Source organism: Veillonella ratti, from assembly GCF_003992115.1.
Lineage (GTDB): Bacteria > Bacillota > Negativicutes > Veillonellales > Veillonellaceae > Veillonella_A > Veillonella_A ratti.
Map to the genome: position 1 here is coordinate 1 of NZ_RQUX01000011.1, position 24,665 is coordinate 24,665.

Annotated in this window: 26 protein-coding genes; 25 read left to right on the forward strand and 1 reads right to left on the reverse strand. The window is 43.0% G+C overall.

All coding sequences use genetic code 11. The annotated features are described in order from the left end of the window. Positions 1-301: 301 nt before the first annotated feature. From scpC to pyrR, 17 genes are all read left to right on the forward strand, one after another. On the forward strand, positions 302-1,804 hold the full coding sequence (scpC, locus tag EO124_RS05905; RefSeq protein WP_021841706.1) for a succinyl-CoA:acetate CoA-transferase ScpC: 1,503 nt from the start codon (positions 302-304) through the stop codon (positions 1,802-1,804). 28 nt (positions 1,805-1,832) lie between these two features. Further along, on the forward strand, positions 1,833-3,479 hold the full coding sequence (locus EO124_RS05910; protein WP_127058752.1) for an acyl-CoA mutase large subunit family protein: 1,647 nt from the start codon (positions 1,833-1,835) through the stop codon (positions 3,477-3,479). 46 nt (positions 3,480-3,525) lie between these two features. Beyond that, positions 3,526-3,921 (forward strand): cobalamin B12-binding domain-containing protein, encoded by a 396-nt coding sequence (locus EO124_RS05915; protein WP_021841704.1) that lies wholly within the window; start codon positions 3,526-3,528, stop codon positions 3,919-3,921. Positions 3,922-3,993: 72 nt separating this feature from the next. Next, positions 3,994-4,935 carry a methylmalonyl Co-A mutase-associated GTPase MeaB gene (gene meaB, locus EO124_RS05920; RefSeq protein WP_021841703.1) on the forward strand — a complete coding sequence of 314 codons (942 nt, stop codon included), beginning with the start codon at positions 3,994-3,996 and terminating at the stop codon, positions 4,933-4,935. Positions 4,936-4,982: 47 nt separating this feature from the next. Beyond that, on the forward strand, positions 4,983-5,405 hold the full coding sequence (gene mce, locus EO124_RS05925) for a methylmalonyl-CoA epimerase (RefSeq protein WP_021841702.1): 423 nt from the start codon (positions 4,983-4,985) through the stop codon (positions 5,403-5,405). A 47-nt stretch (positions 5,406-5,452) separates the two neighbouring features. Continuing rightward, on the forward strand, positions 5,453-6,982 hold the full coding sequence (mmdA, locus tag EO124_RS05930) for a methylmalonyl-CoA decarboxylase subunit alpha (RefSeq protein ID WP_021841701.1): 1,530 nt from the start codon (positions 5,453-5,455) through the stop codon (positions 6,980-6,982). 81 nt (positions 6,983-7,063) lie between these two features. Next, positions 7,064-7,402 (forward strand): methylmalonyl-CoA decarboxylase subunit delta, encoded by a 339-nt coding sequence (gene mmdD, locus EO124_RS05935; RefSeq protein WP_127058753.1) that lies wholly within the window; start codon positions 7,064-7,066, stop codon positions 7,400-7,402. Between the two features lie 26 nt (positions 7,403-7,428). After that, positions 7,429-7,602, forward strand: a complete 174-nt coding sequence (mmdE, locus tag EO124_RS10180) for a methylmalonyl-CoA decarboxylase subunit epsilon (RefSeq protein ID WP_164726564.1) — start codon at positions 7,429-7,431, stop codon at positions 7,600-7,602. A gap of 64 nt (positions 7,603-7,666) precedes the next feature. Further along, the gene (gene mmdC, locus EO124_RS05940) at positions 7,667-8,062 is read left to right on the forward strand and encodes a methylmalonyl-CoA decarboxylase subunit gamma (protein WP_127058754.1); all 396 of its coding nucleotides are present in this window, start codon (positions 7,667-7,669) and stop codon (positions 8,060-8,062) included. Positions 8,063-8,127: 65 nt separating this feature from the next. Further along, positions 8,128-9,249 carry a methylmalonyl-CoA decarboxylase subunit beta gene (gene mmdB, locus EO124_RS05945; protein ID WP_127058755.1) on the forward strand — a complete coding sequence of 374 codons (1,122 nt, stop codon included), beginning with the start codon at positions 8,128-8,130 and terminating at the stop codon, positions 9,247-9,249. 586 nt (positions 9,250-9,835) lie between these two features. After that, positions 9,836-11,134, forward strand: a complete 1,299-nt coding sequence (locus tag EO124_RS05955; RefSeq protein WP_127058757.1) for an SLC13 family permease — start codon at positions 9,836-9,838, stop codon at positions 11,132-11,134. Positions 11,135-11,269: 135 nt separating this feature from the next. After that, complete coding sequence (locus EO124_RS05960) at positions 11,270-11,914, forward strand: PH domain-containing protein (RefSeq protein WP_241230677.1); 645 nt, start codon at positions 11,270-11,272, stop codon at positions 11,912-11,914. Between the two features lies 1 nt (position 11,915). Beyond that, a complete protein-coding gene (locus EO124_RS05965; protein WP_127058758.1) occupies positions 11,916-12,317 on the forward strand; it encodes a hypothetical protein in 402 nt (133 codons plus the stop codon). 305 nt (positions 12,318-12,622) lie between these two features. After that, a complete protein-coding gene (fdxA, locus tag EO124_RS05970; RefSeq protein WP_021841692.1) occupies positions 12,623-12,790 on the forward strand; it encodes a 4Fe-4S ferredoxin in 168 nt (55 codons plus the stop codon). Positions 12,791-12,969: 179 nt separating this feature from the next. Continuing rightward, entirely contained in the window at positions 12,970-13,413 is a 444-nt protein-coding gene (lspA, locus tag EO124_RS05975) for a signal peptidase II (RefSeq protein WP_127058759.1), read from the forward strand. A gap of 65 nt (positions 13,414-13,478) precedes the next feature. After that, a complete protein-coding gene (locus EO124_RS05980; RefSeq protein ID WP_127058798.1) occupies positions 13,479-14,426 on the forward strand; it encodes an RluA family pseudouridine synthase in 948 nt (315 codons plus the stop codon). 10 nt (positions 14,427-14,436) lie between these two features. After that, positions 14,437-14,955 carry a bifunctional pyr operon transcriptional regulator/uracil phosphoribosyltransferase PyrR gene (gene pyrR / locus EO124_RS05985; RefSeq protein ID WP_127058760.1) on the forward strand — a complete coding sequence of 173 codons (519 nt, stop codon included), beginning with the start codon at positions 14,437-14,439 and terminating at the stop codon, positions 14,953-14,955. Between the two features lie 158 nt (positions 14,956-15,113). On the opposite strand, the gene EO124_RS05990 is transcribed toward pyrR, so the two are convergent. Further along, the gene (locus EO124_RS05990; protein WP_127058761.1) at positions 15,114-16,340 is read right to left on the reverse strand and encodes a tRNA(Met) cytidine acetate ligase; all 1,227 of its coding nucleotides are present in this window, start codon (positions 16,338-16,340) and stop codon (positions 15,114-15,116) included. A gap of 276 nt (positions 16,341-16,616) precedes the next feature. On the opposite strand from EO124_RS05990, the gene EO124_RS05995 reads away from it, so the two are divergent. The 8 genes from EO124_RS05995 (at position 16,617) to mrdA (ending at position 24,573) form a co-directional block, all read left to right on the forward strand. Next, positions 16,617-17,150, forward strand: coding sequence for a hypothetical protein (locus EO124_RS05995; protein ID WP_127058762.1), 534 nt, complete (start codon positions 16,617-16,619; stop codon positions 17,148-17,150). A gap of 3 nt (positions 17,151-17,153) precedes the next feature. Beyond that, positions 17,154-18,368: an acetate/propionate family kinase gene (locus tag EO124_RS06000; protein ID WP_127058763.1), complete on the forward strand. Its 1,215-nt coding sequence runs from the start codon at positions 17,154-17,156 to the stop codon at positions 18,366-18,368. A gap of 110 nt (positions 18,369-18,478) precedes the next feature. Beyond that, complete coding sequence (locus EO124_RS06005; RefSeq protein ID WP_277600404.1) at positions 18,479-19,084, forward strand: Maf family protein; 606 nt, start codon at positions 18,479-18,481, stop codon at positions 19,082-19,084. A 60-nt stretch (positions 19,085-19,144) separates the two neighbouring features. Further along, positions 19,145-19,843: a RadC family protein gene (gene radC / locus EO124_RS06010; protein WP_127058765.1), complete on the forward strand. Its 699-nt coding sequence runs from the start codon at positions 19,145-19,147 to the stop codon at positions 19,841-19,843. A gap of 275 nt (positions 19,844-20,118) precedes the next feature. Continuing rightward, the gene (locus EO124_RS06015; RefSeq protein ID WP_021841684.1) at positions 20,119-21,156 is read left to right on the forward strand and encodes a rod shape-determining protein; all 1,038 of its coding nucleotides are present in this window, start codon (positions 20,119-20,121) and stop codon (positions 21,154-21,156) included. Then, complete coding sequence (gene mreC / locus EO124_RS06020) at positions 21,156-22,073, forward strand: rod shape-determining protein MreC (protein WP_127058766.1); 918 nt, start codon at positions 21,156-21,158, stop codon at positions 22,071-22,073. Before EO124_RS06015 ends, mreC begins: the two co-directional genes overlap by 1 nt. Continuing rightward, positions 22,070-22,561, forward strand: coding sequence for a rod shape-determining protein MreD (gene mreD, locus EO124_RS06025; protein WP_127058767.1), 492 nt, complete (start codon positions 22,070-22,072; stop codon positions 22,559-22,561). The genes mreC and mreD overlap by 4 nt, the downstream gene beginning before the upstream one ends. 20 nt (positions 22,562-22,581) lie before the next feature. Next, positions 22,582-24,573, forward strand: coding sequence for a penicillin-binding protein 2 (gene mrdA / locus EO124_RS06030; RefSeq protein ID WP_127058768.1), 1,992 nt, complete (start codon positions 22,582-22,584; stop codon positions 24,571-24,573). The last annotated feature ends 92 nt before the right edge of the window (positions 24,574-24,665 follow it).

Genomic DNA, 24,665 nt, shown 5'->3' on the forward strand with positions numbered 1-24,665 from the left:
GTATGATGAGATTAATTCATCATACCTATACTTTTTTGTATATGAAATATCATTTATGCATATTGGTTGACAAAGAAAAATAATTCTTCTAAACTTAGCCATAGTTTGAAGTATAATTCTTTAAACAACATCTAATTATGTCGATGAAAGAGAAGATTTTCGATACGGTAAACTGTGAGTAAAAATAAAAAAATATTCACAAAAAAAGAGGATATTTTAAACTTTTGTCGAATATGTATTAGTGTTGGAATGCGGAAGTACAATTTAATGTCATTCAAACTTTTTAAAGGAGATGGTAGTGATGATTAACATCCTCGATCGCGTACAAGGCAGTGCTCTTCAAGCTAAAATCGTTACAGCTGAAGAAGCAGCTTTGTTGATCAACCCGGGCGACCATGTGGGTATTAGTGGTTTTACCCCATCCGGTTATCCGAAAGCAGTTCCTTTGGCCTTAGCTAAACGAATGGAAAGCGATCCATTTCAAATTGACTTGTGGACAGGCGCTTCAGTTGGTGATGAAGCTGATGGTGCTTTAGTTCGAGTTAATGGGATTGCCCGTCGTTTCCCTTACCAGACAAATGGTGATATGCGTAAAGCATTGAACGCTGCGAAAGTACGTTATAATGATATGCATCTCAGCCATGTAGCTCAGAATGTTCGCTATGGTTTCTTTGGCGACTGCGATGTAGCCATCGTAGAAGCTGTATGTATCCGTGAAGACGGTGGTATTATTCCTTCCACATCGGTTGGTAACACACCTACCTACATTCATAAAGCTAAGAAAGTTATTGTTGAAGTCAATGTATCGCAACCTATGAGTTTAGTAGGTATGCATGATATCTACGAACCATTGGATCCTCCATATCGTCAACCATTGCCTATTACAGGCCCTGGTAACCGTGTGGGTACTCCTTATATCCCATGTGATCCTGAAAAAATCGTAGCTATCGTACCTTGCGATATTACCGATAAAACTCGTCCTTTGGCAGCTATTGATGATGATGCTAAAGCAATGAGCCAACATTTAATCGAATTCTTCCAGAATGAAATTAAACATGGCCGTTTACCTAAGAATTTATTACCGTTACAATCCGGTGTAGGTTCGGTAGCAAATGCTGTTATCAGTGGTTTGGCACAAGGTCCGTTCACTAATCTTTCAATCTTTACCGAAGTAATTCAAGATGGTATGTTTGATCTTATTGATGCCGGTAAAGTTGAAGTATGTTCCGGTACGGCATTGTCGCCATCTCCGGACGGCTTAAAACGTTTCTATGACAACGTTGATTTGTACTCGAAGAAAATTATTCTTCGTCCGCAAGAACTTTCCAATAGTCCTGAATTAGCTCGACGCCTTGGCGTTATTGCTATGAATACAGCTATTGAATTTGATATTTTTGGTAATGTAAACTCCACTCATATCATGGGTAGCAAGATGATGAACGGTATCGGCGGTTCCGGCGACTTCGCTCGTAACGCATATATCTCCATCTTCTGTACTAATTCGGTAGCGAAAGATGGTGCTATCAGCTCCGTTGTTCCAATGTGCTCGCACATTGACCATACAGAACACGATGTAATGGTATTCTGTACTGAACAAGGTGTGGCTGACTGCCGTGGTTTGTCACCTGAAGAACGTGCTCGCTTAATCATTAAAAACTGTGCACATCCGGATTACAAACCAATGTTAGAAGATTACCTCGAAAGAGCCATTGTAGCGACAAAACACGCCCATACACCGATTTTGCTCGACGAAGCTCTTTCTTGGCATAAACGTTTCCAAGAAACTGGAAGCATGAAGAAGTAAAGGTATATTTAGGAGGATGATGAAAATTATGGCTAACGAAGCTCTAAAAGCTAATCTCGCCAAATACGAGGCAGAAGTTGCAGAAAAGATTGCTAAATTCCCAGAACGTAAAAACTTGAAGTACAATCGTTTATACACTCCACTTGACATCGAAGGTTTCGACTACGAAAGAGATTTAGGATTCCCTGGTGAATATCCTTACACTCGTGGCGTACAACCTACAATGTACCGTGGCCGTTTCTGGACAATGCGTATGTATGCCGGTTTCGCAACTGCTGAAGAATCCAACAAACGTTATCGTTACCTTATCGAATCCGGTGCTACCGGCCTTAGCTGTGCATTTGACTTGCCAACTCAGATCGGTTATGACTCCGATGACGCTATGGCTGAAGGCGAAGTTGGTAAAGTAGGGGTAGCAATTGACTCCTTGAAAGATATGGAAATCTTGTTCGACGGTATTGACCTCGGTAAAGTTTCCACTTCCATGACTATCAATGCTCCTGCATCCGTTCTTCTTGCTATGTACATTGCAGTAGCTGAAAAACAGGGCGTACCTGCATCCGCTTTGATGGGTACTATCCAGAACGATATTCTTAAAGAATATGCTGCTCGTGGTACTTACATTTTCCCACCAAAACCATCCATGCGCTTGATTACCAATATTTTCGAATATTGCTCTCAGAATGTACCAAAATGGAACACAATCTCCATTTCCGGTTACCATATTCGTGAAGCCGGTTCCACTGCTGCGCAGGAAATCGCTTTCACAATCGCTGACGGTATTGCTTACGTAGAAGCTGCTTTGAAAGCCGGCTTAGACGTTGATGCTTTCGCTGGTCGTTTATCCTTCTTCTGGAATGCTCATAACAACGTACTTGAAGAAGTTGCTAAATTCCGTGCGTCCCGTCGTTTATGGGCTCACATCATGAAAGAACGTTTTGGCGCTAAAAAAGCTAAATCCATGATGCTTCGTGTACATACTCAGACTGCCGGTTCCATGTTGACTGCACAACAAGTTGATAATAACATCGTTCGTGTAGCTTTACAGACTGCCGCTGCTGTAATGGGTGGTACTCAGTCCTTACATACTAACTCCCGTGACGAAGCTTTGGCTCTTCCTACAGAAGCTTCCGTACAGGTTGCTCTTCGTACTCAACAGATCGTTGCTTATGAATCCGGCTTAGCTGACGTAATTGACCCATTGGGCGGTTCCTACTATGTAGAAGCTATGACTAATGCAATTTATGATGAAGCTGCTGAATACATTAAGAAAATCGACGAAATGGGCGGCGCTGTAGTTGCTATTGAAAAAGGTTACATCCAGAAAGAAATTCAGGAATCCGCTTACAAATGGCAGATGGAAGTTGAATCCGGTCTCCGCACTATCGTAGGCGTTAACAAATTCCAGGTTGAAGAAAAACCTGTTGAAGGTCTTCTTCGCGTAGACGCTTCCGTAGGTGTTAACCAGGCTAAGAAAACTCAGCAAGTTCGTGCAGAACGCGACAACGCTGCAGTTGAAAAAGCATTGGCAGCACTTAAAGAAGGGGCAAAAGATGAAAATGTTAACCTTATGCCATTAATTCTTGATGCAGTTCGTACTTATGCAACATTAGGCGAAATTTGTAACGTATTACGTGAAGTATTCGGCGAATACCAAGCTCACTCCACGTTATAATTCTCAAGTATAATTAGCGTAACGATTAGTTCGGAGGTAATCTATCATGGCAGAAAAACGTATTCGTGTATTAGTAGCAAAACCAGGTCTTGACGGTCATGACCGTGGTGCTAAAGTTGTAGCTCGCGCACTTCGCGATGCTGGTTTTGAAGTAATTTATACTGGTCTTCGTCAGACGCCGGAACAAATTGTTGCAGCAGCTGAACAGGAAGACGTTAATGTTGTTGCATTGAGCCTTCTTTCCGGTGCTCACAACACATTGTTCCCTAAAATCGTTGAAATGTTAAAAGAAAAAGGTATGGGCGACGTTCTTGTAGTAGGCGGCGGCGTAATTCCTGATGCTGATATCCCTGGTCTTAAAGAAGCAGGCGTTGCAGCAGTATTTACTCCTGGTACTCCTACAGGCGACGTAATCGAATTTATCAAAGCTAACGTAAAATAAGATGTTTTTTAGTAACAGGCTCGGATTTTTACAAGTCTGGGCCTGTCACTATATAAGAAGGCGGTGCAACCAATGGATTTAGTCAAAGAACTATTAAACGGTTCCCGACTGGCCTTGGCGAGAGCCATCACTGCAGTCGAAAGTGAATATGATGAAGCAATCGACATTATGAAAGCGATTTATCCTAAAACGGGTCATGCTCGTATTTTAGGTGTTACCGGGGCTCCCGGCGCCGGTAAGAGTACCTTGACTGATAAAATTGTTAAACAATACTTACAGCAAGGTAAAAAAATCGGTATCGTTGCGGTGGACCCGACCAGTCCGTTCTCCGGTGGTGCCATCTTGGGTGACCGTATTCGAATGAATGATTTGACGTTAAACGAAAATGTATTCATTCGCAGTATGGGTACTCGTGGCAGCTTAGGCGGATTATCTAAGAAAACATCTGATGCAGTTAAGCTGATGGATGCGTTCGGTATGGATCTTGTTATTATTGAAACCGTAGGTGTTGGTCAATCAGAAGTCGATATCGTCAAAAATGCCGATAGCGTTTTGGTTGTACTTGTACCGGGTCTCGGTGATGATATCCAAGCTATTAAGGCCGGTATTTTGGAAATCGGCGATGTATTCGCCATTAACAAAGCTGACCGCGATGGCTGTGATAAACTGAACGTTGAAATTGAAATGATGCTCGACTTAGACTCCCGTGAGGTTAAATGGCGTCCTCCTATTAAACGTACCATTGCGAGCAAAGACGAAGGTGTTGATGAATTAGTCGAAGCGTTGGATGAACATTTTGAATTCTTGGAAGACAGCGACGAATTAACTGTTCGCCGTCAGGATAGAACAAGAAATGAAATTATCGCGATGATTAATGAACAAATCGGACGTCGTGTTGCCGATGTAGTGGTAGCGAGTGACGACTTTAATAGCCAAGTTGATGCTGTTAACCAGCGTCAAAATGACCCATATACAGTGGTCAACAAAGTCTTGGCAGATGTTTTAAAAATTTAATGATACCAGCCTTCTAAGGCCTATCAAATGCAAAGGAGATTTTAACCATGGCATTTAAAGTATTAAACGTAGATCACATCGGTATTGGTGTTAGTGACTTAGCAGCAACTAAAGAATTCTACAAAAACACATTAGGTATTGAACATCTTCCTGAAGATGAAGTAGTAGAAGAACAAAAAGTAAAAGTAAGCTTCTTCCCATGTGGCGACGCTGAATTGGAATTCTTGGAATCCACTACTCCTGATGGCCCTATTGGCAAATTTATCGAAAAAAATGGTGGCCGTAATGGTATCCAACACGTTGCTTTACGTGTAGACAACATCGAAGCTGCAATCGCTGATTTAATGGAAAAAGGCGTTCGCATGATCGATGAAAAACCTCGCTACGGTGCAGGCGGATCTGCTATTGCTTTCATTCATCCAAAAGCAACTGGTGGCGTTCTTCTTGAACTTTGCCAGAGAATGAAGTAATATAAGATATATAATTTATTTATATAAAACTCTATGGAGGTGTAGTGATGGCAACAGTTCAAGAAAAGATTGAGTTATTACACAAAAAGTTAGAAGTTGTGAAACTTGGCGGCGGGGAAAAACGTATTGAATCCCAGCACAACAAAGGCAAAATGACTGCCCGTGAACGTATCGCTAAGTTGTTTGACGAAGGTAGCTTCGTTGAATTGGATCAATTTGTTAAACATCGTTGTGTAAACTTCGGTCAAGACAAAAAAGAATTACCTGGTGAAGGTGTAGTTACCGGTTGGGGTACTATCGATGGTCGTTTAGTGTATGCTTTCGCTCAAGACTTCACAGTAGAAGGCGGTTCTTTAGGTGAAATGCATGCTGCTAAAATCGTTAAAGTACAGCGTTTAGCAATGAAAATGGGTGCTCCTATTATCGGTATCAACGATTCCGGCGGGGCTCGTATTCAGGAAGCTGTTGACGCATTGGCAGGCTATGGTAAAATCTTCTTCGAAAATACCAACGCATCCGGTGTTATCCCTCAGATTTCCGTAATCATGGGACCATGCGCAGGCGGTGCAGTTTATTCTCCTGCATTGACTGACTTCATCTACATGGTTAAGAACACTTCCCAAATGTTCATCACCGGTCCGGCTGTAATTAAATCGGTAACGGCTGAAGATGTAACGGCAGAAGCACTTGGTGGTGCTATGGCACACAACAGTGTATCCGGTGTTGCTCACTTTGCTGCTGAAGACGAAGATGATTGCATCCAACAGATTCGTTACTTGTTAAGCTTCTTACCAAGCAACAATATGGAAGATGTACCGCTCGTTGATACCGGCGATGATCCAAACCGTATTTCTGAAGAACTTAACACATTATTGCCAGACAACAGCAATATGCCTTATAATATGTTAGACGTAATCTCTGCTGTTGTAGATAATGGTGAATACTATGAAGTTCAACCTTTCTATGCAACTAATATTATTACATGCTTCGCTCGTTTCAACGGCCAAAGCGTAGGTATTATTGCTAACCAGCCAAAAGTAATGGCAGGTTGTCTCGATATTAATGCATCCGATAAATCTTCTCGTTTTATCCGCTTCTGTGATGCATTCAATATTCCAATCGTTAACTTCGTAGACGTTCCTGGTTTCTTGCCTGGTACTAACCAAGAATGGGGCGGTATCATTCGTCATGGTGCGAAAATGTTATACGCTTATTCCGAAGCTACAGTACCTAAGATTACTGTTATTACTCGAAAAGCATACGGTGGTTCTTATCTCGCTATGTGTTCTCAAGACCTCGGTGCCGATCAAGTATATGCATGGCCTACATCTGAAATCGCAGTTATGGGTCCTGCAGGTGCAGCTAATATCATCTTCCGTAAAGATGCAGACAAAGATGAAAAAACTGCCAAATATGTTGAAGAATTTGCTACACCATACAAAGCTGCTGAACGCGGTTTCGTAGATGCTGTAATCGAACCAAAAGTAACTCGCCCTGCAATTATTAATGCACTCGCTATGCTTGCAAGTAAGAGTGAATCTCGTGCAGCTAAAAAACATGGTAACATTCCATTGTAATTTTTAGAATGTAAAACTTAGTTTTGATTTGGAGTATCATAATTCTTATTCTTAGTTGTTAGAAAGAAAGAGGAATTTATTATGGGAGGAAACGAAAGTGCTATGAACCCGTGGCTATTTATGGCAATCAATATGACTGTCGTATTTGCCGTGTTGGCTGTATTAGGTGCAATCATGGTCATTACTCATAAAATTGACCCTACAAAAAAAAAGCCTAATGAACCGGCCAAGAGCGTAGCGCCAGCAGCTGCTCCTGTGACTGCAGCAGCGCCAGTGGTAGCTAATGATGAACCTGTAGTAGCCGCTATTACGGGAGCCATCGTGGCTATGGGTTACTCGTCAGATCAAATTGCATCAATTCGTCCGGCTACGACCAGCCGTAATTGGACACTAGATGGCAGACTAAGTGGTAGATACTAGTCAAACGTAATCTAGGAGGTGTAAACATGAGCAAGACGGAATCTAAAACCGGCAGCAACAAAGTCAATGATGAAGTAGTTGCAGTAATCACTAGCGCTATTAGTGCTATGGGTTATTCGGTTAATCAGATTGCCAGTATTCGTCCAAGCATTAGCATCCAAAACTGGAAATTGGACGGACGTTTGCGCATGAGTCGTTAATTGTAATATTGTGATGAAGAATTAGCAATTAGCATTGAAGTTTATATGTTTGGAGGATAACAAAATGAAAAAATTTAGCGTAACTGTAAATGGTACTGTATATGATGTTGAAGTTAATGAAGTAAAAGCTGGCGGCGCAGCTCCAGCTCCAGCAGCAGCTCCTGCACCTAAAGCAGCTCCGGCTCCAGCACCTGCAGCAGCTCCAGCAGCTCCGGCTCCTAAAGCAGCAGCTCCTGTAGCAGCTGGCGCAACTACAGTTAAAGCTCCAATGCCTGGTAAAATTTTATCTGTTGCCGTTTCCGCTGGTCAAGCAGTTAAAAAAGGCGACCTTTTATTAGTTCTTGAAGCTATGAAAATGCAGAACGAAATCTACGCTCCACAGGACGCTACTGTATCTGAAGTTCGCGTATCCGCTAACCAGACTGTAGCTACCGGCGAAGATATGGTAGTTTTAGGCTAATAAAATATTTGTAGTGAATTGTTGATTATATCAGTAATTAAGTTCTCTGAGAAAGGAGATCACACATGGATGCCTTTATCGTAGCGGTCTCTTCCGTTTGGACAGACAGCGGGTTCATCAACTTCAACTGGGGCAATGGCGTTATGATCTTAGTAGGTTTACTATTATTGTACATGGCCTTTGCTAAAGAGTTTGAACCATTATTGCTCTCGCCAATCGCTTTTGGTTGTATTCTCGCCAACATCCCTCGCAATGGTTTTGAAGAAGGGGTTATGGCCCTTATCAGTGCCGGGGTTGCTAATGAAATCTTCCCTCCGCTTATCTTCTTAGGTGTAGGTGCGATGACTGACTTCGGTCCTTTAATTGCTAACCCTAAAACATTGTTCTTAGGGGCAGCAGCTCAAATCGGTGTATTCGTTGCTTTAGCCGGTGCTATGGTGATTGGTTTCACTGCGCCACAGGCAGCAGCTATTGGTATTATTGGTGGTGCCGACGGTCCTACATCTATTTATCTGGCGGCTAAATTGGCACCTGAATTACTCGGTGCTATCGCTGTAGCGGCCTATTCTTACATGTCCTTGGTACCATTAATCCAACCACCGGTTATGAAATTGCTAACAACGCAGAAAGAACGTGCAGTTGTTATGGAACAGCTTCGTGAAGTATCTCACTTCGAAAAAATTGCATTTCCAATCCTTTCTACAATCTTTATTTCCTTATTATTACCATCCATCACTTCTTTGTTAGGTATGTTGATGTTAGGTAACTTATTCCGTGAATCCGGTGTAACAGAACGTTTATCCGATACATCTCAAAACGCTTTGATTAATATAGTTACTATATTCTTAGCAACAGGTACCGGTCTTACTATGAATGCTGAACACTTCTTAACAATTGACACTATTAAGATTATCATCTTAGGTTTAGTTGCGTTCATCTGCGGTACTGCCGGTGGCGTATTGTTCGGTAAACTCATGTATATGATGGATGGCGGAAAAACAAATCCGCTTATTGGTTCCGCCGGTGTATCCGCTGTTCCAATGGCAGCTCGTGTATCTCAGGTAGTAGGAGCCAAAGCAAATCCTGCTAATTTCTTGTTGATGCATGCTATGGGGCCTAACGTAGCCGGCGTTATCGGTACTGCAGTTGCAGCCGGTACTATGCTTGCCATGTTGGGCGCACACTAATTAAATATTGAAATGCTGGCTTGGGGGCCTCTTCCCCCAAAGTTAGCTTTTTCTTGTCGATTTACAGTAATGTGAAGAGATACTTTGACAATAAGTTCTGCTCGAAGTATTCTTTGGGGATATTACCAATTAGTATCGATAAATCGTGTTGCATTTATAATTTAATGTAGAGGTGATTTTGACTTGTTCTCCATAGAATTGAAAATTTTAATTTCTTTCGTGTGGGCACTTATTGTCTTTTTTGTTGTAGCCATAATTATTGGCCCTGAGCGTAAGTCTCAGTGGTTCCAACGTCGAACTAAGTATTCCTTCTTTAATCGACGAGGTTTTATTAGTGAACACTTATTTTTCGGCTATCCTAAAACTAAGGAGGGTATTTTTATAACGGCAGGCATGGCAGCTGTCATTGGGGCAGTTATCCTTGGTCTGTATTATGTATAGCCCCAGTTTAAGATAGACTATGTTCTGATTATATACGGTCAGATAACTGAAATTATATAGTTGAATAATTAGATTCATTTCCTAAAATTAAGGGGTTTACTAATAGATTTAGTGAATATTGAATATTAAAAGGAGATGACTTTACATGGATGCTGCAGTACAAACGTTGATCGTACTCGCTGTTATGGCGGTTTTCTTTGTAACTGAAATTATCCCGCTCGCAATTACCTCATTAGGTGGTGCCATTGCGTTAGCATTGATGGGAATTATTAGTAGTAAAGAAGCTTTTTCCGGCTTATCCGACAGTACCGTAGTATTATTTGCCGGTATGTTTGTAGTAGGCGGTGCTCTATTCTACACCGGTTTAGCCCAGAAAATTGGGGAAACCGTAGTATCCAAAGCAGGTACCAGTGAAAACGGTTTGATGTTCGCAATCATGACTGTTACAGCCGTTATGTCTGCATTCTTATCCAACACCGGTACAGCTGCTGCTTTATTACCGGTAGTAGTTGGTATCTGTGCGGTTGCTAAAATTCCTGCCAGCCGTCAATTAATGCCATTAGCATTTGCTGCCGGCATTGGTGGTATCATGACAATGGTTGGCACACCTCCAAACATTATCGTTAACGGTGCCTTATCCAAAGCCGGTATCGAACAATTCGGTTTTTTTGAATTTGCATGGATTGGCATTCCTTTGACTGTTGCTACTATCGCTTTCATGATGTTCATCGGTAAATATTTCTTACCTAAACATCAGATTACCGATGTTGGTGATGTTGAACAAGAAGTAGCTGCTGAAGATATTTCTAACGATCCTAAGAAACAATTATACTCCGGTTTAATTCTTTTAACTGTTATCGTATTGATGATTTTAGGCGATCCATTGAAATCCATTGGTATTAACTTACCATTGAGCTTGGTAGCTGTTATGGGTGCTTTAGCTTGCGTACTTACCGGTTGCTTGGAAGAAAAACAAGCTTACACTTCGATTGACTGGGTAACCATCTTCTTGTTCGCAGGTATGATGCCTGTAGCAGGTGCTATGGATAAATCCGGTGCCGGTCAATTAATCGCTGACGCAGTACTTGGCGTTATGGGTTCCGATCCTAGCCCTTACTTCGCAACAGCAGTATTGTTCTTATTATCTTGCGTTATGACTCAGTTCATGTCCAATACCGCATCTTGTGCATTGCTTGCTCCTATCGGCATCGCAATTGCAAAAGGTATGGGTGCTGACCCTCATGCCGTATTAATGGCTATCGGCGTTGCTGCATCTTGTGCTTTCGGTACACCTGTTGGTACGCCTCCAAACACATTGGTACTTGGCCCTGGTCAATACAAATTCATGGACTATGTTAAAGCCGGTGTTCCATTGATCGTTGTATGCTTCATCGTAAGTATCTTGATCATTCCAATGGTATGGCCTTTCTTCCCTGGTAAATAATTACCGGTCAGAAAGTAACTTTAGTTGAGATAATACTAAAAAATACTTTATAATTAATGTTGAGGCGGTGCGCTTTACGTGCTGCTTCAACATTTTTTATTTTATTGAGCGGTATTTTTATGGGAGTTTATGATTATGAAGATTTTTGGAAAGGCTGAATCGAAACGGAGTAGAACGGCCGGATTTATTATAGCCTTCTTCTGTATTTTATTATTGGCCGCAATGGGCTGGACGATTTCCAGAAGTATTGCGAAGGGAATTATCATACTGGACGAGTTATTCGTTGAAGTGGTGGCTTTATTTGTGATTTTAAAGTCCGCGGTGGCACAATATACGTATCTTTTGACGGAAGATAAATTAATTATTGTGGAGAAGATTCTGTTTTATACTAAAAAAATGGAAATTCCTTATAATATGATCGATGGGGTGTATGCTCATAAGACCGAATTTATCAGTAAGTTCCGTTTGCGCTATAAATATCGAAAATGCTCAACCGTAGATAATCGTCCTATTTGGGCGTTAATATATTCCATTGTTAACGGTAAGAAGGTTAAAAACGGTCGTGTATTGTTAAAAGCCGACCCGGCGTTTTTTGAGGCATTCGATCGCTTTGTGCCGGATAGAATCTGTGCACCGCAAGCCGATGTCATGTTATATTCCTATGCAAGACGTGATGCTGTAATGCATGATGAATCGGTAGAAGAATATTTTAAGAAACTATCAGGTGCGTCTGACGCGTTGGATGATACAGCACATACGGAAGAGGAGGGCAGTCGCTAATATGAATCATGAAGAATTAACCAAAAGACGTAAGGAACTGATTGATGAACGAGCCGCCCGTTTAGAGGAGTGGCGTAAGTTAATTCAATTGGAGGATCGGCCGCCGTTGGCTATCTCCATTATTGGTTTTATTTTAATCGCTGCCGGTACAGTCATGGTATATTTGGTTGAACATCCAAGTATTTATGAACCTATGTTTTTAGGCGGCTTAGTATTAATGCTTATAGGGGCGGCTGTTTTTTATAATAGTAAAATTACAGTAGATGGTCGATTTAAACGTAAACAAAGATTGCGTACCATTGTGGAAGAGCTGAATGAACAAATTCGTGATGCTTCACAAGAATTAGGGTTACCGAATCCTAAAATAAAATTCCCTAAAGATCACAGTAAACGCAAAAAGTAATTGATAATGCTAGTCATTTGAAATTGAGCATGGTTCACATCTTAAATGAGAATGTACTGTGGGCCTATAGTTGGACAAAAGACTTAAAAATGTATATTGAAAATATCTATCAATAACCTGTAAAGTGGCATTCCTGCTATGTAAATAAGTCAATTGAACTTGCGTAAAAATAATAAGAAATCATTCTCCATAAGTTTGACAAGAAGGAAAAATCGTGCCATAATGAGAATATAAAGTTAAGGTAAGTTCCTTAAAGAAATGATAATTCAGAAATTATCCGGTATATTATGTGGAGGTGTCCAACTATGAGATTGATCGGTGACGAATGTATTAAATGTGGTTCTTGTGCTTCTGTATGCCCTGTAGGCGCTATCAGCGAAGGCGAACTCAAATACGAAATCAATGAAACTTGCATCGACTGCGGTTCTTGCGAATCCGTATGCCCTGTAGGCACTATTCATCCAGCTGAATAATCTTGGATGCTCAAAGCCCTCTAGATAGAGGGCTTTTTTTCTTGCCCTTTTTTATATAGAGTAGACCAAACCAAGCGTTTTATGTCATAATACATAGTAAAGGAAATGTCCTGATGATATGGCGTACAGGCATTTAAGAATAAATTGACTAGACTATAAACTGATAAAGGATGGATAGAGTGTATATTATAATTGGTATTGCATGGTTCGTATTAGATCAATTGACAAAGCAATGGGTGCAGGCATCGTTCTTGCTGGGGGAATCCCTACCGGTCATACCTAATGTCTTTCATTTGACATATATTTTAAATAAAGGCGCGGCCTTTGGCATATTGGCAAATCAGCGGCTTTTTTTCTTGGCCATAGTCGTTGTCTTACTCGGTGTGTTATGGTATTTTCGTCGATATATTTTGAATGGCGATGTTTTTACAAAACTGGGGACCGCCTTATTGGTTAGCGGTGCTCTGGGCAATGGCTGGGACCGATATCACTTGGGCGCCGTAGTGGATTTCTTTGATTTTCGCATATGGCCCATTTTTAATGTAGCCGATATCGGGATTTGTGTCGGTGTGGTGCTATTGGCGATTCATGTTTGGCGAACACCGCATGAAGGAGGTAAGTAATGAAATCAGATACTTTACATACTATGGATGAATCTTTGCAAGATATGGACGAAACTTTGGATACAATGGAAGCAGTGGATGGTAATACAGGGATTGATAAGACGATTACATTAACTGTTCCGGACGATAAAGAAGGGGAACGACTAGATGTATATTTAACATCGATTATGGAAGGGTCTCGCAGTTATGTACAACAATTGATTAAAAGCGGGGCTGTTACGGTTAATCAAAAAGCCGCCAAAAGCAATCTAAAGCTTACGGCCGGTTCAAAGATTTTTGTGGCAGTGCCGAAGCCGCAAGCGGTTGAAGTAAAACCGGAAGATATTCCCCTAGATATTCTCTATGAAGATCACGATATTATTATCATCAATAAACCGCGTGGTATGGTAGTGCATCCGGCGGTAGGCAATTATACGGGCACACTCGTAAATGCTTTGTTATTCCATTGTAAGGATTTATCGGGAATTAATGGTGAAATTCGCCCGGGCATCGTACACCGACTCGATAAAGATACATCGGGCGTCATGATGGCGGCGAAGAATGATTTGGCTCACATCGGTTTGGCTGAACAGGTAAAAGCCCATTCGGCAACGCGTACCTATTATGCATTGGTACACGGCAATATTGTGGAAGAACGAGGCACGATTAAGGCGCCTATCGGACGTCATCCGAAAGACAGAATGAAAATGGCCGTTGTCTTTGAAAACAGTAAGGAAGCGATTACACATTTCACGGTTGTTGAACGATTCGGCAAACACACCTTGGTTCAATGTGTACTGGAAACAGGCCGGACACATCAGATTCGCGTTCATTTTGCTCATATCGGCCATCCGGTGGTCAACGATCCGTTCTACGGCTATCGTAAGATGGATTTTCCTATTGAAGGGCAAGCCTTACATTCCTTTAGTTTAGCCTTGAAACACCCAATTTCGGGACAGGATATGTATTTTGAAGCGCCATTACCGGAGGACTTTTTAGCTTGCTTAGACTATGCTAAAACTCATAATGTATAAGGAGTCAGCTATGCAGGAAAAACGAATTCTAATGGATGAACAGGCTATGATGCGAGCCATTCGCCGCATTAGCCATGAAATTTTAGAACGTAATAAAGGCCTGGAAAATGCACTCATTTTAGGCATTGAACGGCGCGGTATTTATTTAGCGGAGCGCTTACAAGCTCAGATTGAAGCTATCGAAGGCGTGCATATTGATGTGGCAACTATTAACGTGGCTATGTACCGTGATGACAGAACGACCAAGGGCAAAGAAGGGCCACCGTTCACGTTAGATACGACGGGGAAATTGGTTATTTTGGTAGATGATGTTCTTTATACGGGGCGAACCATTCGTTCCGCCCTTAATGCCTTAATGGAAGTGGGCAGACCGCGGGCTATTCAATTAGCTGTTCTCGTTGATCGAGGGCATCGCGAATTGCCGATTCGCGCCGATTATGTGGGGAAAAATATTCCTACATCTCATATGGAAACCGTGCGCGTAAATGTAAAAGAGCAGGACGGCGAAGATAGCGTTACCATTTCGTAAGCCTGAAAATATGATAATAGCCGGAAACTTCGGTTTATAACAAATAAAAGGACATTGCCTTATTTGGGCAATGTCCTTTTGGTATTTATATTTCTTAACGTCGTATTGGGTATTTGTATTTCTTAACGTCATAGCAGCAATAAATTACTATAAAACATTTATTTCTTTATATACCAAGGGGTAAAGTAGAAATCTTCGCCACCCTGCCGTTTGGCTGGATTTGTCATGCACAGCTTTTGAAGGTCTGTAGCTCGTTGGTCCAGAGAAGCTAGTTCAGCGGTGAGGCCGGAGGCCATATTTATAAAAGGCGCCCACTTCTGGATGAGGGGCACCGTAAATTCTTTACGTTGCAGCCAAGGTCGGGCCTCATCGGTAAAACCAAGGAGACGTGCATATGGCGGCTCTTCTGCGTGAGCTTCGTTTTGCAATTCCCGGGTAATACCAAGCACCGTATAAGCAGCCATACGATCAAGGCGGACATAGGAATAACGCTTCGATTTTAATTGCTCCCGCGCTTCCGACCAAGATGCTTTTTGACTGACCGAAGCCCAAGTTTGGTGGAGACCTTCTGTGAAATCGGCTAATGCCTCTAATTGAGCAGCCCTTTGTTTTCGGCTTTCATAGAGCACGAGGTCGTAGTATCTGGCTAAATCAGAATAAGCGCCCGATTCGACAGCCTCTTTGTATTCGTTGTGTAAATTAGCTGAAATATAGGGGGATAAGATATCCGTCGGAGGCAAAACGGTGGGCGAGTCGAGATTTCTGATTTGGCGGCGCAAGGCTGTGCCGGATGGCCAGTTATTTGCGAGTTTGTCACTATGATGTTCGCCCTCCCGCAAAATGGGGATGATGTTCATCGCTAAGCCATATTGTTGAATGGCTTTGGTGTATTCGAGACCAAGCAAGGCGTTTGGTTGATTGACGATAGCCGCCGCATCCGGACATTCGTCAATAATAGCTTGGCGTAAAGCGGTGCCGTAAAATTCACCATTTTTCAGTGCTTCACGACAGGCCGTTTGTACGGTACTGCTCAGGCTAAGGCGGGCGATTTTTTGCAATAAAGAGGCATCTTCCGTTTCGGTGCCGAAAGCGAGGGCGCGGGCTCCTAATCGGTGTAATAATCTGACTCCGCCGGCAGCAAACCGTTCGGCATTGGCCGTAGCGTACACCGTAGGAAGTTCGATGACAGCGTGAGCGCCGTTTAATAGAGCCCAGCGAGCCCTGGTGAACTTGTCAAAAAGAGCCGGTTCGCCGCGCTGCACGAAGGATCCGCTCATAACAACAAGGCGCAGTGCATCGGGATAGCGTTTTGCCAATTCTTTTAGTTGATGTTCGTGCCCTTTGTGAAAAGGGTTATATTCGGCAATGATTCCGATACAATTCATAATGTTACTCCTTTGAAAATTTACGTGTTATTTATTTCATTATAGCATAGAATGAGAGGGCGTATTTGCAGTTGTTGAGAGGCAATTTTTTTGAAAAAACTTAATTTTTACAATAAAATTACAGTAAATATACATATGAATAAAAATAATAGTGAATATGTCTAAAAAGAGACGTGCAAGTAATTGCAAAGAATGGTATAATTTAATCGTACGCTTTACTTGTACAGACGTTTTGAATCGAGGGATATTATGAAGAAATGGTTCACTGTTTTTTGCATGGCTTTGCTGATGCTTGCAATTAGCGGCTGTGGCAGTGATAATGCATTGGATTCTTATAGTTTCGGTCATAAAGTAATCAAGAGCGGCAACTCGGAAATTACCGTTGCTTTGCCTTACGATATAGGCGTTCAGCCTAATACGACCAAAAATGCGTTGGGGTATCCTGTAACGACGTATTTAGGGGCCGATAAAAACTTCCTGGTTTCCATTGAAGCCATCTCCCCGAAAGCGGGTCAACCTTTGCCGACAGCAGCGGCTTATGGTGCTGAATCTAAAGCTTTTTATGAAAAAAGCTTCGGCAACAATTTGACATGGTCGGATGAGATGAAAACGGTAGACGGTGTTCAAGCCTTTACCTCGTCAGCTACACTGGTAGCTAACAAAATCCAAATTCGTTTCTTTCAATACACATTTGCCGATAAAGGTGTATTGTGGAATATAACCTATCAGTATCCTGTTGACAGCACAATGGGAGCTCAGATTTCTGACCTTGTGGTAGGAAAAATTCAAATTACTAAGAAAGAGGGATAAGTAATGAATGTTTTAGTAGTAAACTGTGGTAGTTCTTCTTTAAAATACCAACTCATTGACATGGACAATGAAGCGGTATTAGCTAAAGGACAATTTGAAAAAATCGGTGCGGAAGATGCTATCTTCACTCACAAACGTCCGGATGCTGAAAAGTTGGAACGCGTAGAACCAATTTTGGACCACAAACAAGCGCTTAAAATTTTGCTCGACATCTTGATTGATGCAGAATTCGGCGTAATTTCTTCCATGGATGAAATTGATGCAGTTGGTCATCGTGTGGTTCATGGTGCTGAAAAGTTTGCTGACTCCGTGTTGATTACACCGGCCGTTATGGAAGCTTTAGAAGAATGTGCTAAAATTGCACCGCTTCATAACCCACCAAACATCCAAGGTATCGAAGCTTGCGAAGCTATCATGCCAAAAGTACCTCAGGTAGCTGTATTCGATACGGCTTTCCATCAGACTATGCCTGCTGAAGCATTCCTTTACGGTTTGCCATACGAAGCATACACTGAACTCGGTGTTCGTCGTTACGGCTTCCACGGCACCAGCCATAAATACGTGGCTCAGCGCGTAGCTGAATTAATGGGCAAACACATGAGTGATTTGCGCATCATTTCTTGTCACCTTGGTAACGGTTCCAGTGTGGCTGCTATTAAAGCCGGTCGTTCCATCGATACTTCCATGGGCTTCACCCCATTATCCGGTTTGATTATGGGTACTCGTTGCGGCGATATCGACCCTGCAATCGTACCTTTCTTGATGGATAAATGGGATATGACATACCATGAAATCGATGCCATCATGAACAAAAAATCCGGTGTATTCGGTATTTCCGGTGTGTCCAACGACTTCCGTGTTATCGAAGAAGCGGCTGAAGAAGGCAATAAACGTGCTCAGTTGGCACTTGATATGTTCCACTACAAAGTTCGCTCCACAATCGGTGCTTATGCAGCTGTTATGGGCGGCGTAGACGTAATCGTATTTACAGCCGGTATCGGTGAAAACGGTATTGGTAACCGTGACGCTATCTGTAACGGTCTTGAATACCTCGGAACTCGTCTTGATCGTGAACGCAACAACGTACGCGGTAAAGAAACTGAAATCAGCGTAGAAGGTTCCAAAGTTAAAATCTTCGTAGTTCCTACTAACGAAGAAATCATGATTGCTCGTGATACTAAACGTATTACTGCAAGTCTTGTGATGAAAAACTGGTAATAGAATAGTCTGATTTACGATTGTAAAATCTAATGATGATATGCTCGCGCAGTACCTTTCGAGGTACTGCGCGTTGTAGTTTACGGCATATTCGGGGGTAAACATAACTGATGAAAATATATTTGGCATCGGCGTCGCCGAGACGCCGCGACTTATTGGAACAATTACATATTAAATTTGAAGTTGTGACGAGCACTTATGAAGAACATAATGAGGAGTTTGAGAGTCCCTATGAATTGGTAGAAGCGCAGGCTTTGGAAAAGGCCTTGGGAGCACTGGTTCCGGAGACCGGGTGCCATCAAGACTATGTGGTTATCGGCTCTGATACGATTGTGTCTCATAAGGGCCATGTGTTGGGAAAACCGGCTAATGAGAAAGAGGCTGCTCAGATGCTGCGAGAATTGTCTGATGATACACACGAAGTAGTGACCGGTGTGGCGCTTTGTTATTACGATGGGGACAAGCAATTAATTAAGCAAGAGGTGTTTCACGTCGTAACAAAGGTTCTTTTTTACTCGCTTAGTGATGCGGAAATAAATGCTTATGTGGCTACCGGTGAACCACTCGATAAAGCCGGTGCTTATGGTATACAGGGGCAGGGGGCTTACTTAGTAGAGCGCATTGAAGGTTCTTATACGAATGTGGTAGGCCTACCGGTAGAAGTGGTAGCGCGATATTTACGGCGTATGGGGGGCCGGACTAACAGCGTAAATTAGCTTAGTGATTTAGGTGAGTGCATTAGGGCAGTGAATTAGGTTAGTGATTTAGGGGGACATATGATTAAGACATATACAGGCGTTGTCAGAGAATGGCAGCCATGGCAGAAACCACGTGAAAAATTTTTGACTTTGGGAGCCGCCGGCGTAAGCACGGTTGAGTTATTGGCAATTTTACTCAGAACGGGGCGACAGGGGTCATCCGTATTGGATTTGGCCAAAGAAGTCCTTGATACAGTAAGTCATGGCGCCTATGGTCTGAATGATACGACCGTAGGTGCTTTGCAAAAGATTAAGGGGATCGGTCGCGATAAGGCGGTTACCGTTTGCGCGGCCATTGAATTGGGGCGTCGTCTCGGTCAGCTGCGAGTGAAGGAACATTTTGAAGACTTCAGTAGTCCGAAAGCAGTGGCATCCTATATTATGGAGCGCTTGCGTTATGAAAAAGAAGAGCATTTCTGTGCCGCCTTTTTAACCTGTAAAAATAAATTGATTGATGTAGAAACCATCTCAATCGGCGGTTTAACAGGTAGTTTGGCGGAACAGCGTACTGTATTTCGTCAAGCCATGCAAGCGAATGCAGCAAGCCTCATTTTAATTCATAACCATCCGTCCGGTGATCCGGAACCCAGTTCTGAAGATATCGGCATTACCAAGCTGTTTATTAAAGCAGGCAAGCTGATGGGGATTCCCGTATTGGATCATGTTGTTATCGGTGATGGCCGCTATACCAGTCTCTGTGAAAAAGGGCTGTTGTAGATTGCCGAAGGCCTTTGGTGAAAAAATCCTTTATAGAAAAAATTGTCTAAACGAATTCACGGTAAATGCTATAATAAAAGGGCAGGCTGCGTATAAAAAGAGAACATCCGGCAATGAATTTTTGACCATGAAATTTTTGTTTGTAGGGCCTGTTTTTACAAAATACAGCAGTATGAATAGGGCGTGATAATTAGAGAACAAGCGCCGTTTTGGTTGATTTATCCTTACTGCCGATAGTATAATATAGGGATGAGTAAAGTAAGGAGACTAAACATATGATTCGTATTTTTTCGTCCTTAGGACGAGATTTAGGCATAGATATTGGAACCGTGAATACCCATGTACATGTGCAGGGGCGCGGAGTCGTATTGTCCGAACCGTCGCTGGTGGCTACTGATACGAAACAGGAAGGTATCGTAGCTGTTGGTGCCGATGCGGAACGACTTTTGCTTAGAACCCCTGACATGCTGGATGAACTTCGCCCCTTGAGGGACGGTTTTATTGTAGATTATCGTGTTATGCTCACTATGTTACGCCACTTTATGAGTAAGGCGTCTCGGACGGTAGGGCGTACCCGTGTTATTATGGCCGTGCCTTGCGGTATTACGGATGTGGAAAAAAGGGCCATGACGGACGCTATTATTCAGGCCGGAGCGCGCGAAGCGTACTTGGTGGAAGCGCCGGTGGCGGCTGCCTTAGGGTGTAATTTGCCGGTATTTGAAGCATGCGGCAGCATGGCTGTAGATATTGGCGGTGGTACCACCGATATTGGCGTTATGTCCTTAGGAGGCAAGGTTATTGCTCACTCCGCACGTATCGGCGGTCATGATTTTAATGAAGCTATATTACAATATATTAAAAATACCTATTCCGTAATGGTCGCCGTAGAAACGGTGGAAGGTATTAAAATGGAACTGGGAACGGCGTTGCCGCCGCAGGAAGAATTGGAAGTTTCTTTCATGGGCCGTGATATTGCCAATGGTCTGATGAAACGAATTATTATTCGTAAATCGGAAGTTTACCAGGTTATGCAGGACACATTACAACGGATTGTCGATGAAATTAAATCTGTTGTGGAACAGACGCCACCGGAATTGGCGGCGGATATTATGGAACGCGGTATGACTTTGACCGGTGCGACGGCACTTATGGAAGGTCTTGGTCAGCGTATCAGTGAAGAGTTGGGTATTCCTGTGCAGGTACCACCGGAACCGGGGTATGCCGTGGCGGTCGGTTTGGGCCAAGCGTCCAAAGAATTTGCACGGATGGATCGTTTTATTATTGCATCGAAAAATCGGAAAGGAAGGGCGTAATGTTTTCATCAGAACGACGGTTAATAGTCGTAGTAGGGTTATGCTGCGTATTTTTAGCGCTCTTAGGCTATGCGTGGAAACAACGAACTGCTATTCCGTATGTAACGGTACCGCTGGAGCGGGTAACAACGCCGTTTACTTATGGCGCTTCACGATTTTTGGGCTCCATTCATACCGGTATTGCCGTAATTGATACGGCTATTAACGGTACTAAAGAAATGGACGCCATTCGTGAAGAAAACGCACAATTACTGCAACGCGTAACGAATTACGACGAAGTAGTGGCTGAAAACATGCGTTTACGCCAGTTATTGTCTTTTCAAAACAATCATCCTCAATTTGATATGATGGCAGCTACTGTGGTCACTCGCGATGTGGGCACTTGGACTAATACCTTTACTATTGATCGCGGCAGTGAAGACGGTTTGGAACCGAATATGCCTGTCGTGATTCCCGGTGGGGTAGTTGGTTTTATCAGCGACGTATACACTCATTCAGCTCGCGTACAGACTATACTTGACCCACGTACGGCTATCGGCGTTATTGTACAGCGTCCGGAATCGCGGGTAGCGTCAATTGTTAAAGGAAACGGCAGCAATCCGGATGAACCTCTATTGGTAAACGTTGCTCGTGACGGTGACGTTCTAAATGGTGACACCTTGATTACGTCCGGTTACGGTGGGATTTATCCGAAGGGCCTCTTGGTTGGCCATGTAACTCGTATTGACAATGACTCGGAAGGTTTTGTTAAAAATGCAGTCGTACAATTATCGGCCGATTTGCGTAATGTAGAAGAAGTATTCGTTATTATGCGCTCCCGCGAAGGCGAATTGGATAAGCCAAGCTTAACTCCAAAATTGGTACCGCAAACACAGCGTGACCAAGTTGAAGGGGTAAAAGGAGCGACGCAGCAATGAGAACTCTAATATACATACTCATGGGTATATTTACCTTTTTGATTCAAGCCGATGTATTGCCCATGCTCTTTAGGCAAGGGTGGATACCGAATTTGATTCTGGTTTGGGTTATTGTATTGTCTTTACTCAAAGGCCGTCGTATCGGCCTTATGGCCGCTATTACAGGCGGTTTAGTCCATGACATTTTGATTTCGAATTCTTTTGGACTTCATTTATTCCCGTATATTGCCGTTGCATATATTGTGAGTATTTGGTCATTCAGCGTATATGAAGAGCAGTGGTATATTACCTTTGCCTGGGTTTCCGTAGGTACATTGGCGGATATTATTTTCCGCATTGCCATGCTCTGGCTGGGACGTGAAGATATCCTTGTGGGGTCGTATTTATGGCATCATATTTGGCCTGTTTGGTGGCTCAACGGCCTCTTAGGCATCATGATCCATGAAATTTTATGGAATATGGAGGAGAAAGACGAATATATTTGGTAGTCAATTAAGGAGGCATCGGCGTGCTTGAAGCATTATATAAAAAGAATAAAAAAGGCCGTTTTGATGCCTTAATGTATATAGTCAGCGCTATATTCATTATTCTTATTATTCGCTTATTTTATTTGCAGATTATGGATGGTGAATATTACCATACCAAGGCAGAAGGCAATCGCCTGCGCATGGTGTCGGTAACAGCGGCGCGCGGGGTCATGTATGATCGTAACGGTCAGATTGTAGCCGGTTCAAGGCCGGCTTATACGGTATCCATTGTACCGACCGGTCAAGATATCGATCCGGACGAACTTAATCGTTTGGCTACGATGCTTAACATTAAGCCGGATGTGATTCAAAGTAAAATTGCAGCCCATAAGGGCGGCTATGAGCCGATTCGCTTGGCCACGGATATTACGATGGACCGCGTAACCATGATTGAAGAACATCGCCATGAATTGCCTGGCGTAACTATTGATGTAGAGCCATTGAGATACTATCCCTATGATTCTTTGGCATCTCAGCTCTTTGGTTATGTCGGTGAAGTGAGCGAAGATGAATTGAATGAACTTAAAGCGGAAAACCCGGAAACACCGGTAGGGCCGGGCACTATTTTGGGGCGTTCCGGTCTTGAAAAAATGTATGATGATGTATTGCGCGGTATCGACGGCGGTAAGCAGGTAGAAGTAGATGCTACCGGTCGTCCTGTGGCGGAAGTGGGCCGTAAGGACACTATTCCGGGGCGGGACATTCATTTGACCATTGATTTGCCGTTACAAAAAGCGGCAGAAAAAGCGGTGGCCGATCAATTGACATCGCTTCGTTCACAGGGCATACCGGCTCAAGGTGCGGCGGTTGTGGCCATGGATCCGAATACGGGAGCCATTCTCGCCATGGTAAGTGCACCGGGCTTCAATCCGAACTGGTTTGCCCGCGGCATTACATCGGCGCAATGGAATCAGCTCAATAATGATCCGAATCATCCCTTTGATAATAAGGTTATTTCCGGTGAATATCCGCCGGGGTCACCGTTTAAAATCATAACCGGTGCAGCTGCGTTGGAACTTAAAAAAGTAACGCCTAACGAGATGATATTCGATAGTGGCCGTCACTGGTTAATCGATAAGCGAAATGCCGAAGGCGAAGCTTTGGGCTGGCTTGATTTTAATACAGCGCTGGCCAAATCGGATAACGTATATTTCTATGAAATGGGTAACCGTGTAGGTATTGAAGAACTGGACCGTTTTGCGAAGTTGTTCGGTTTGGGTGAAAAAACGGGCATTAAGTTGTACGGTGAATCCAGCGGTAACTTGGCAAGTCCGGAATACAAGCGTAAAGTATTTGATCAAGACTGGTATTTAGGGGAAACCTTCGATGCGGCTATCGGTCAGTCCTTTACCTTGGTAACGCCGATTCAGATGGCCATGATGATGTCGGAAGTAGCTAACGGCGGTATTCGTTACCAACCGTATGTAGTCAGTCGTATCGATAATAGCGACGGTACACCGGCAGAAATTTTCGGACCTAAAAAAATGGGCGTATTACAGGTTTCAAAAACAGTTATGGATTTAATCCGTAATGCATTGCGCGACGTAACAGCCGAAGGTGGTACAGCCGGGGCACTCTTTAAAGGGTGGCCTATTGAAATCGCCGGTAAAACCGGTACGGCGGAAAACTCTACCGGCCGTGACCATGGCTGGTTTGTAGCCTATGCACCGTATGATAAACCGCGTATTGTTGTAGTAGCCTTGGTAGAACAAGGTAGTTTTGGTGCCGGTTCGGCCGGTCCAATCGTTAGAGATGTATTAGCTGAATATTTCCATATTAACGGTGCCGGTACTGACAATAAAAACGGTACTAATGCGAATGGTTCGACAACCGGTGGCAATACCAATAGTGTAACGAATAATAATTCGTTGGGAACGACTTCGACTAATACCGGCAATACAGCCAGCGGTTCAACTGATGCATCCGGTGATAATTCATCGAATACAGCGGTAACAGGACCTCAACAACGTTAATGCATTGTTTAGGATTCAAATTTAACTGTTAAATGTTAATAAATTTACTACTTGTTAAGTGTTTATGTTTTTAGTATTTGTTAAGTGTTATT

Excerpts from the sequence above, each read along its gene's own strand:
- mreD (WP_127058767.1), top strand. The coding sequence starts at position 22,070 with ATGAGAACTCTAATATACATACTCATGGGTATATTTACCTTTTTGATT.
- mce (WP_021841702.1), top strand. The coding sequence starts at position 4,983 with ATGGCATTTAAAGTATTAAACGTAGATCACATCGGTATTGGTGTTAGT.
- scpC (WP_021841706.1), top strand. The coding sequence starts at position 302 with ATGATTAACATCCTCGATCGCGTACAAGGCAGTGCTCTTCAAGCTAAA.
- EO124_RS05995 (WP_127058762.1), top strand. The coding sequence starts at position 16,617 with ATGGCTTTGCTGATGCTTGCAATTAGCGGCTGTGGCAGTGATAATGCA.
- EO124_RS06015 (WP_021841684.1), top strand. The coding sequence starts at position 20,119 with ATGATTCGTATTTTTTCGTCCTTAGGACGAGATTTAGGCATAGATATT.
- EO124_RS05915 (WP_021841704.1), top strand. The coding sequence starts at position 3,526 with ATGGCAGAAAAACGTATTCGTGTATTAGTAGCAAAACCAGGTCTTGAC.
- EO124_RS06005 (WP_277600404.1), top strand. The coding sequence starts at position 18,479 with ATGAAAATATATTTGGCATCGGCGTCGCCGAGACGCCGCGACTTATTG.
- pyrR (WP_127058760.1), top strand. The coding sequence starts at position 14,437 with ATGCAGGAAAAACGAATTCTAATGGATGAACAGGCTATGATGCGAGCC.
- mmdD (WP_127058753.1), top strand. The coding sequence starts at position 7,064 with ATGGGAGGAAACGAAAGTGCTATGAACCCGTGGCTATTTATGGCAATC.
- EO124_RS05965 (WP_127058758.1), top strand. The coding sequence starts at position 11,916 with ATGAATCATGAAGAATTAACCAAAAGACGTAAGGAACTGATTGATGAA.
- radC (WP_127058765.1), top strand. The coding sequence starts at position 19,145 with ATGATTAAGACATATACAGGCGTTGTCAGAGAATGGCAGCCATGGCAG.
- EO124_RS06000 (WP_127058763.1), top strand. The coding sequence starts at position 17,154 with ATGAATGTTTTAGTAGTAAACTGTGGTAGTTCTTCTTTAAAATACCAA.
- meaB (WP_021841703.1), top strand. The coding sequence starts at position 3,994 with ATGGATTTAGTCAAAGAACTATTAAACGGTTCCCGACTGGCCTTGGCG.
- EO124_RS05990 (WP_127058761.1), bottom strand. The coding sequence starts at position 16,340 with ATGAATTGTATCGGAATCATTGCCGAATATAACCCTTTTCACAAAGGG.
- mmdA (WP_021841701.1), top strand. The coding sequence starts at position 5,453 with ATGGCAACAGTTCAAGAAAAGATTGAGTTATTACACAAAAAGTTAGAA.
- mmdB (WP_127058755.1), top strand. The coding sequence starts at position 8,128 with ATGGATGCCTTTATCGTAGCGGTCTCTTCCGTTTGGACAGACAGCGGG.
- mmdC (WP_127058754.1), top strand. The coding sequence starts at position 7,667 with ATGAAAAAATTTAGCGTAACTGTAAATGGTACTGTATATGATGTTGAA.
- EO124_RS05910 (WP_127058752.1), top strand. The coding sequence starts at position 1,833 with ATGGCTAACGAAGCTCTAAAAGCTAATCTCGCCAAATACGAGGCAGAA.
- EO124_RS05960 (WP_241230677.1), top strand. The coding sequence starts at position 11,270 with ATGAAGATTTTTGGAAAGGCTGAATCGAAACGGAGTAGAACGGCCGGA.
- fdxA (WP_021841692.1), top strand. The coding sequence starts at position 12,623 with ATGAGATTGATCGGTGACGAATGTATTAAATGTGGTTCTTGTGCTTCT.
- mreC (WP_127058766.1), top strand. The coding sequence starts at position 21,156 with ATGTTTTCATCAGAACGACGGTTAATAGTCGTAGTAGGGTTATGCTGC.
- mmdE (WP_164726564.1), top strand. The coding sequence starts at position 7,429 with ATGAGCAAGACGGAATCTAAAACCGGCAGCAACAAAGTCAATGATGAA.
- EO124_RS05955 (WP_127058757.1), top strand. The coding sequence starts at position 9,836 with ATGGATGCTGCAGTACAAACGTTGATCGTACTCGCTGTTATGGCGGTT.
- EO124_RS05980 (WP_127058798.1), top strand. The coding sequence starts at position 13,479 with ATGGAAGCAGTGGATGGTAATACAGGGATTGATAAGACGATTACATTA.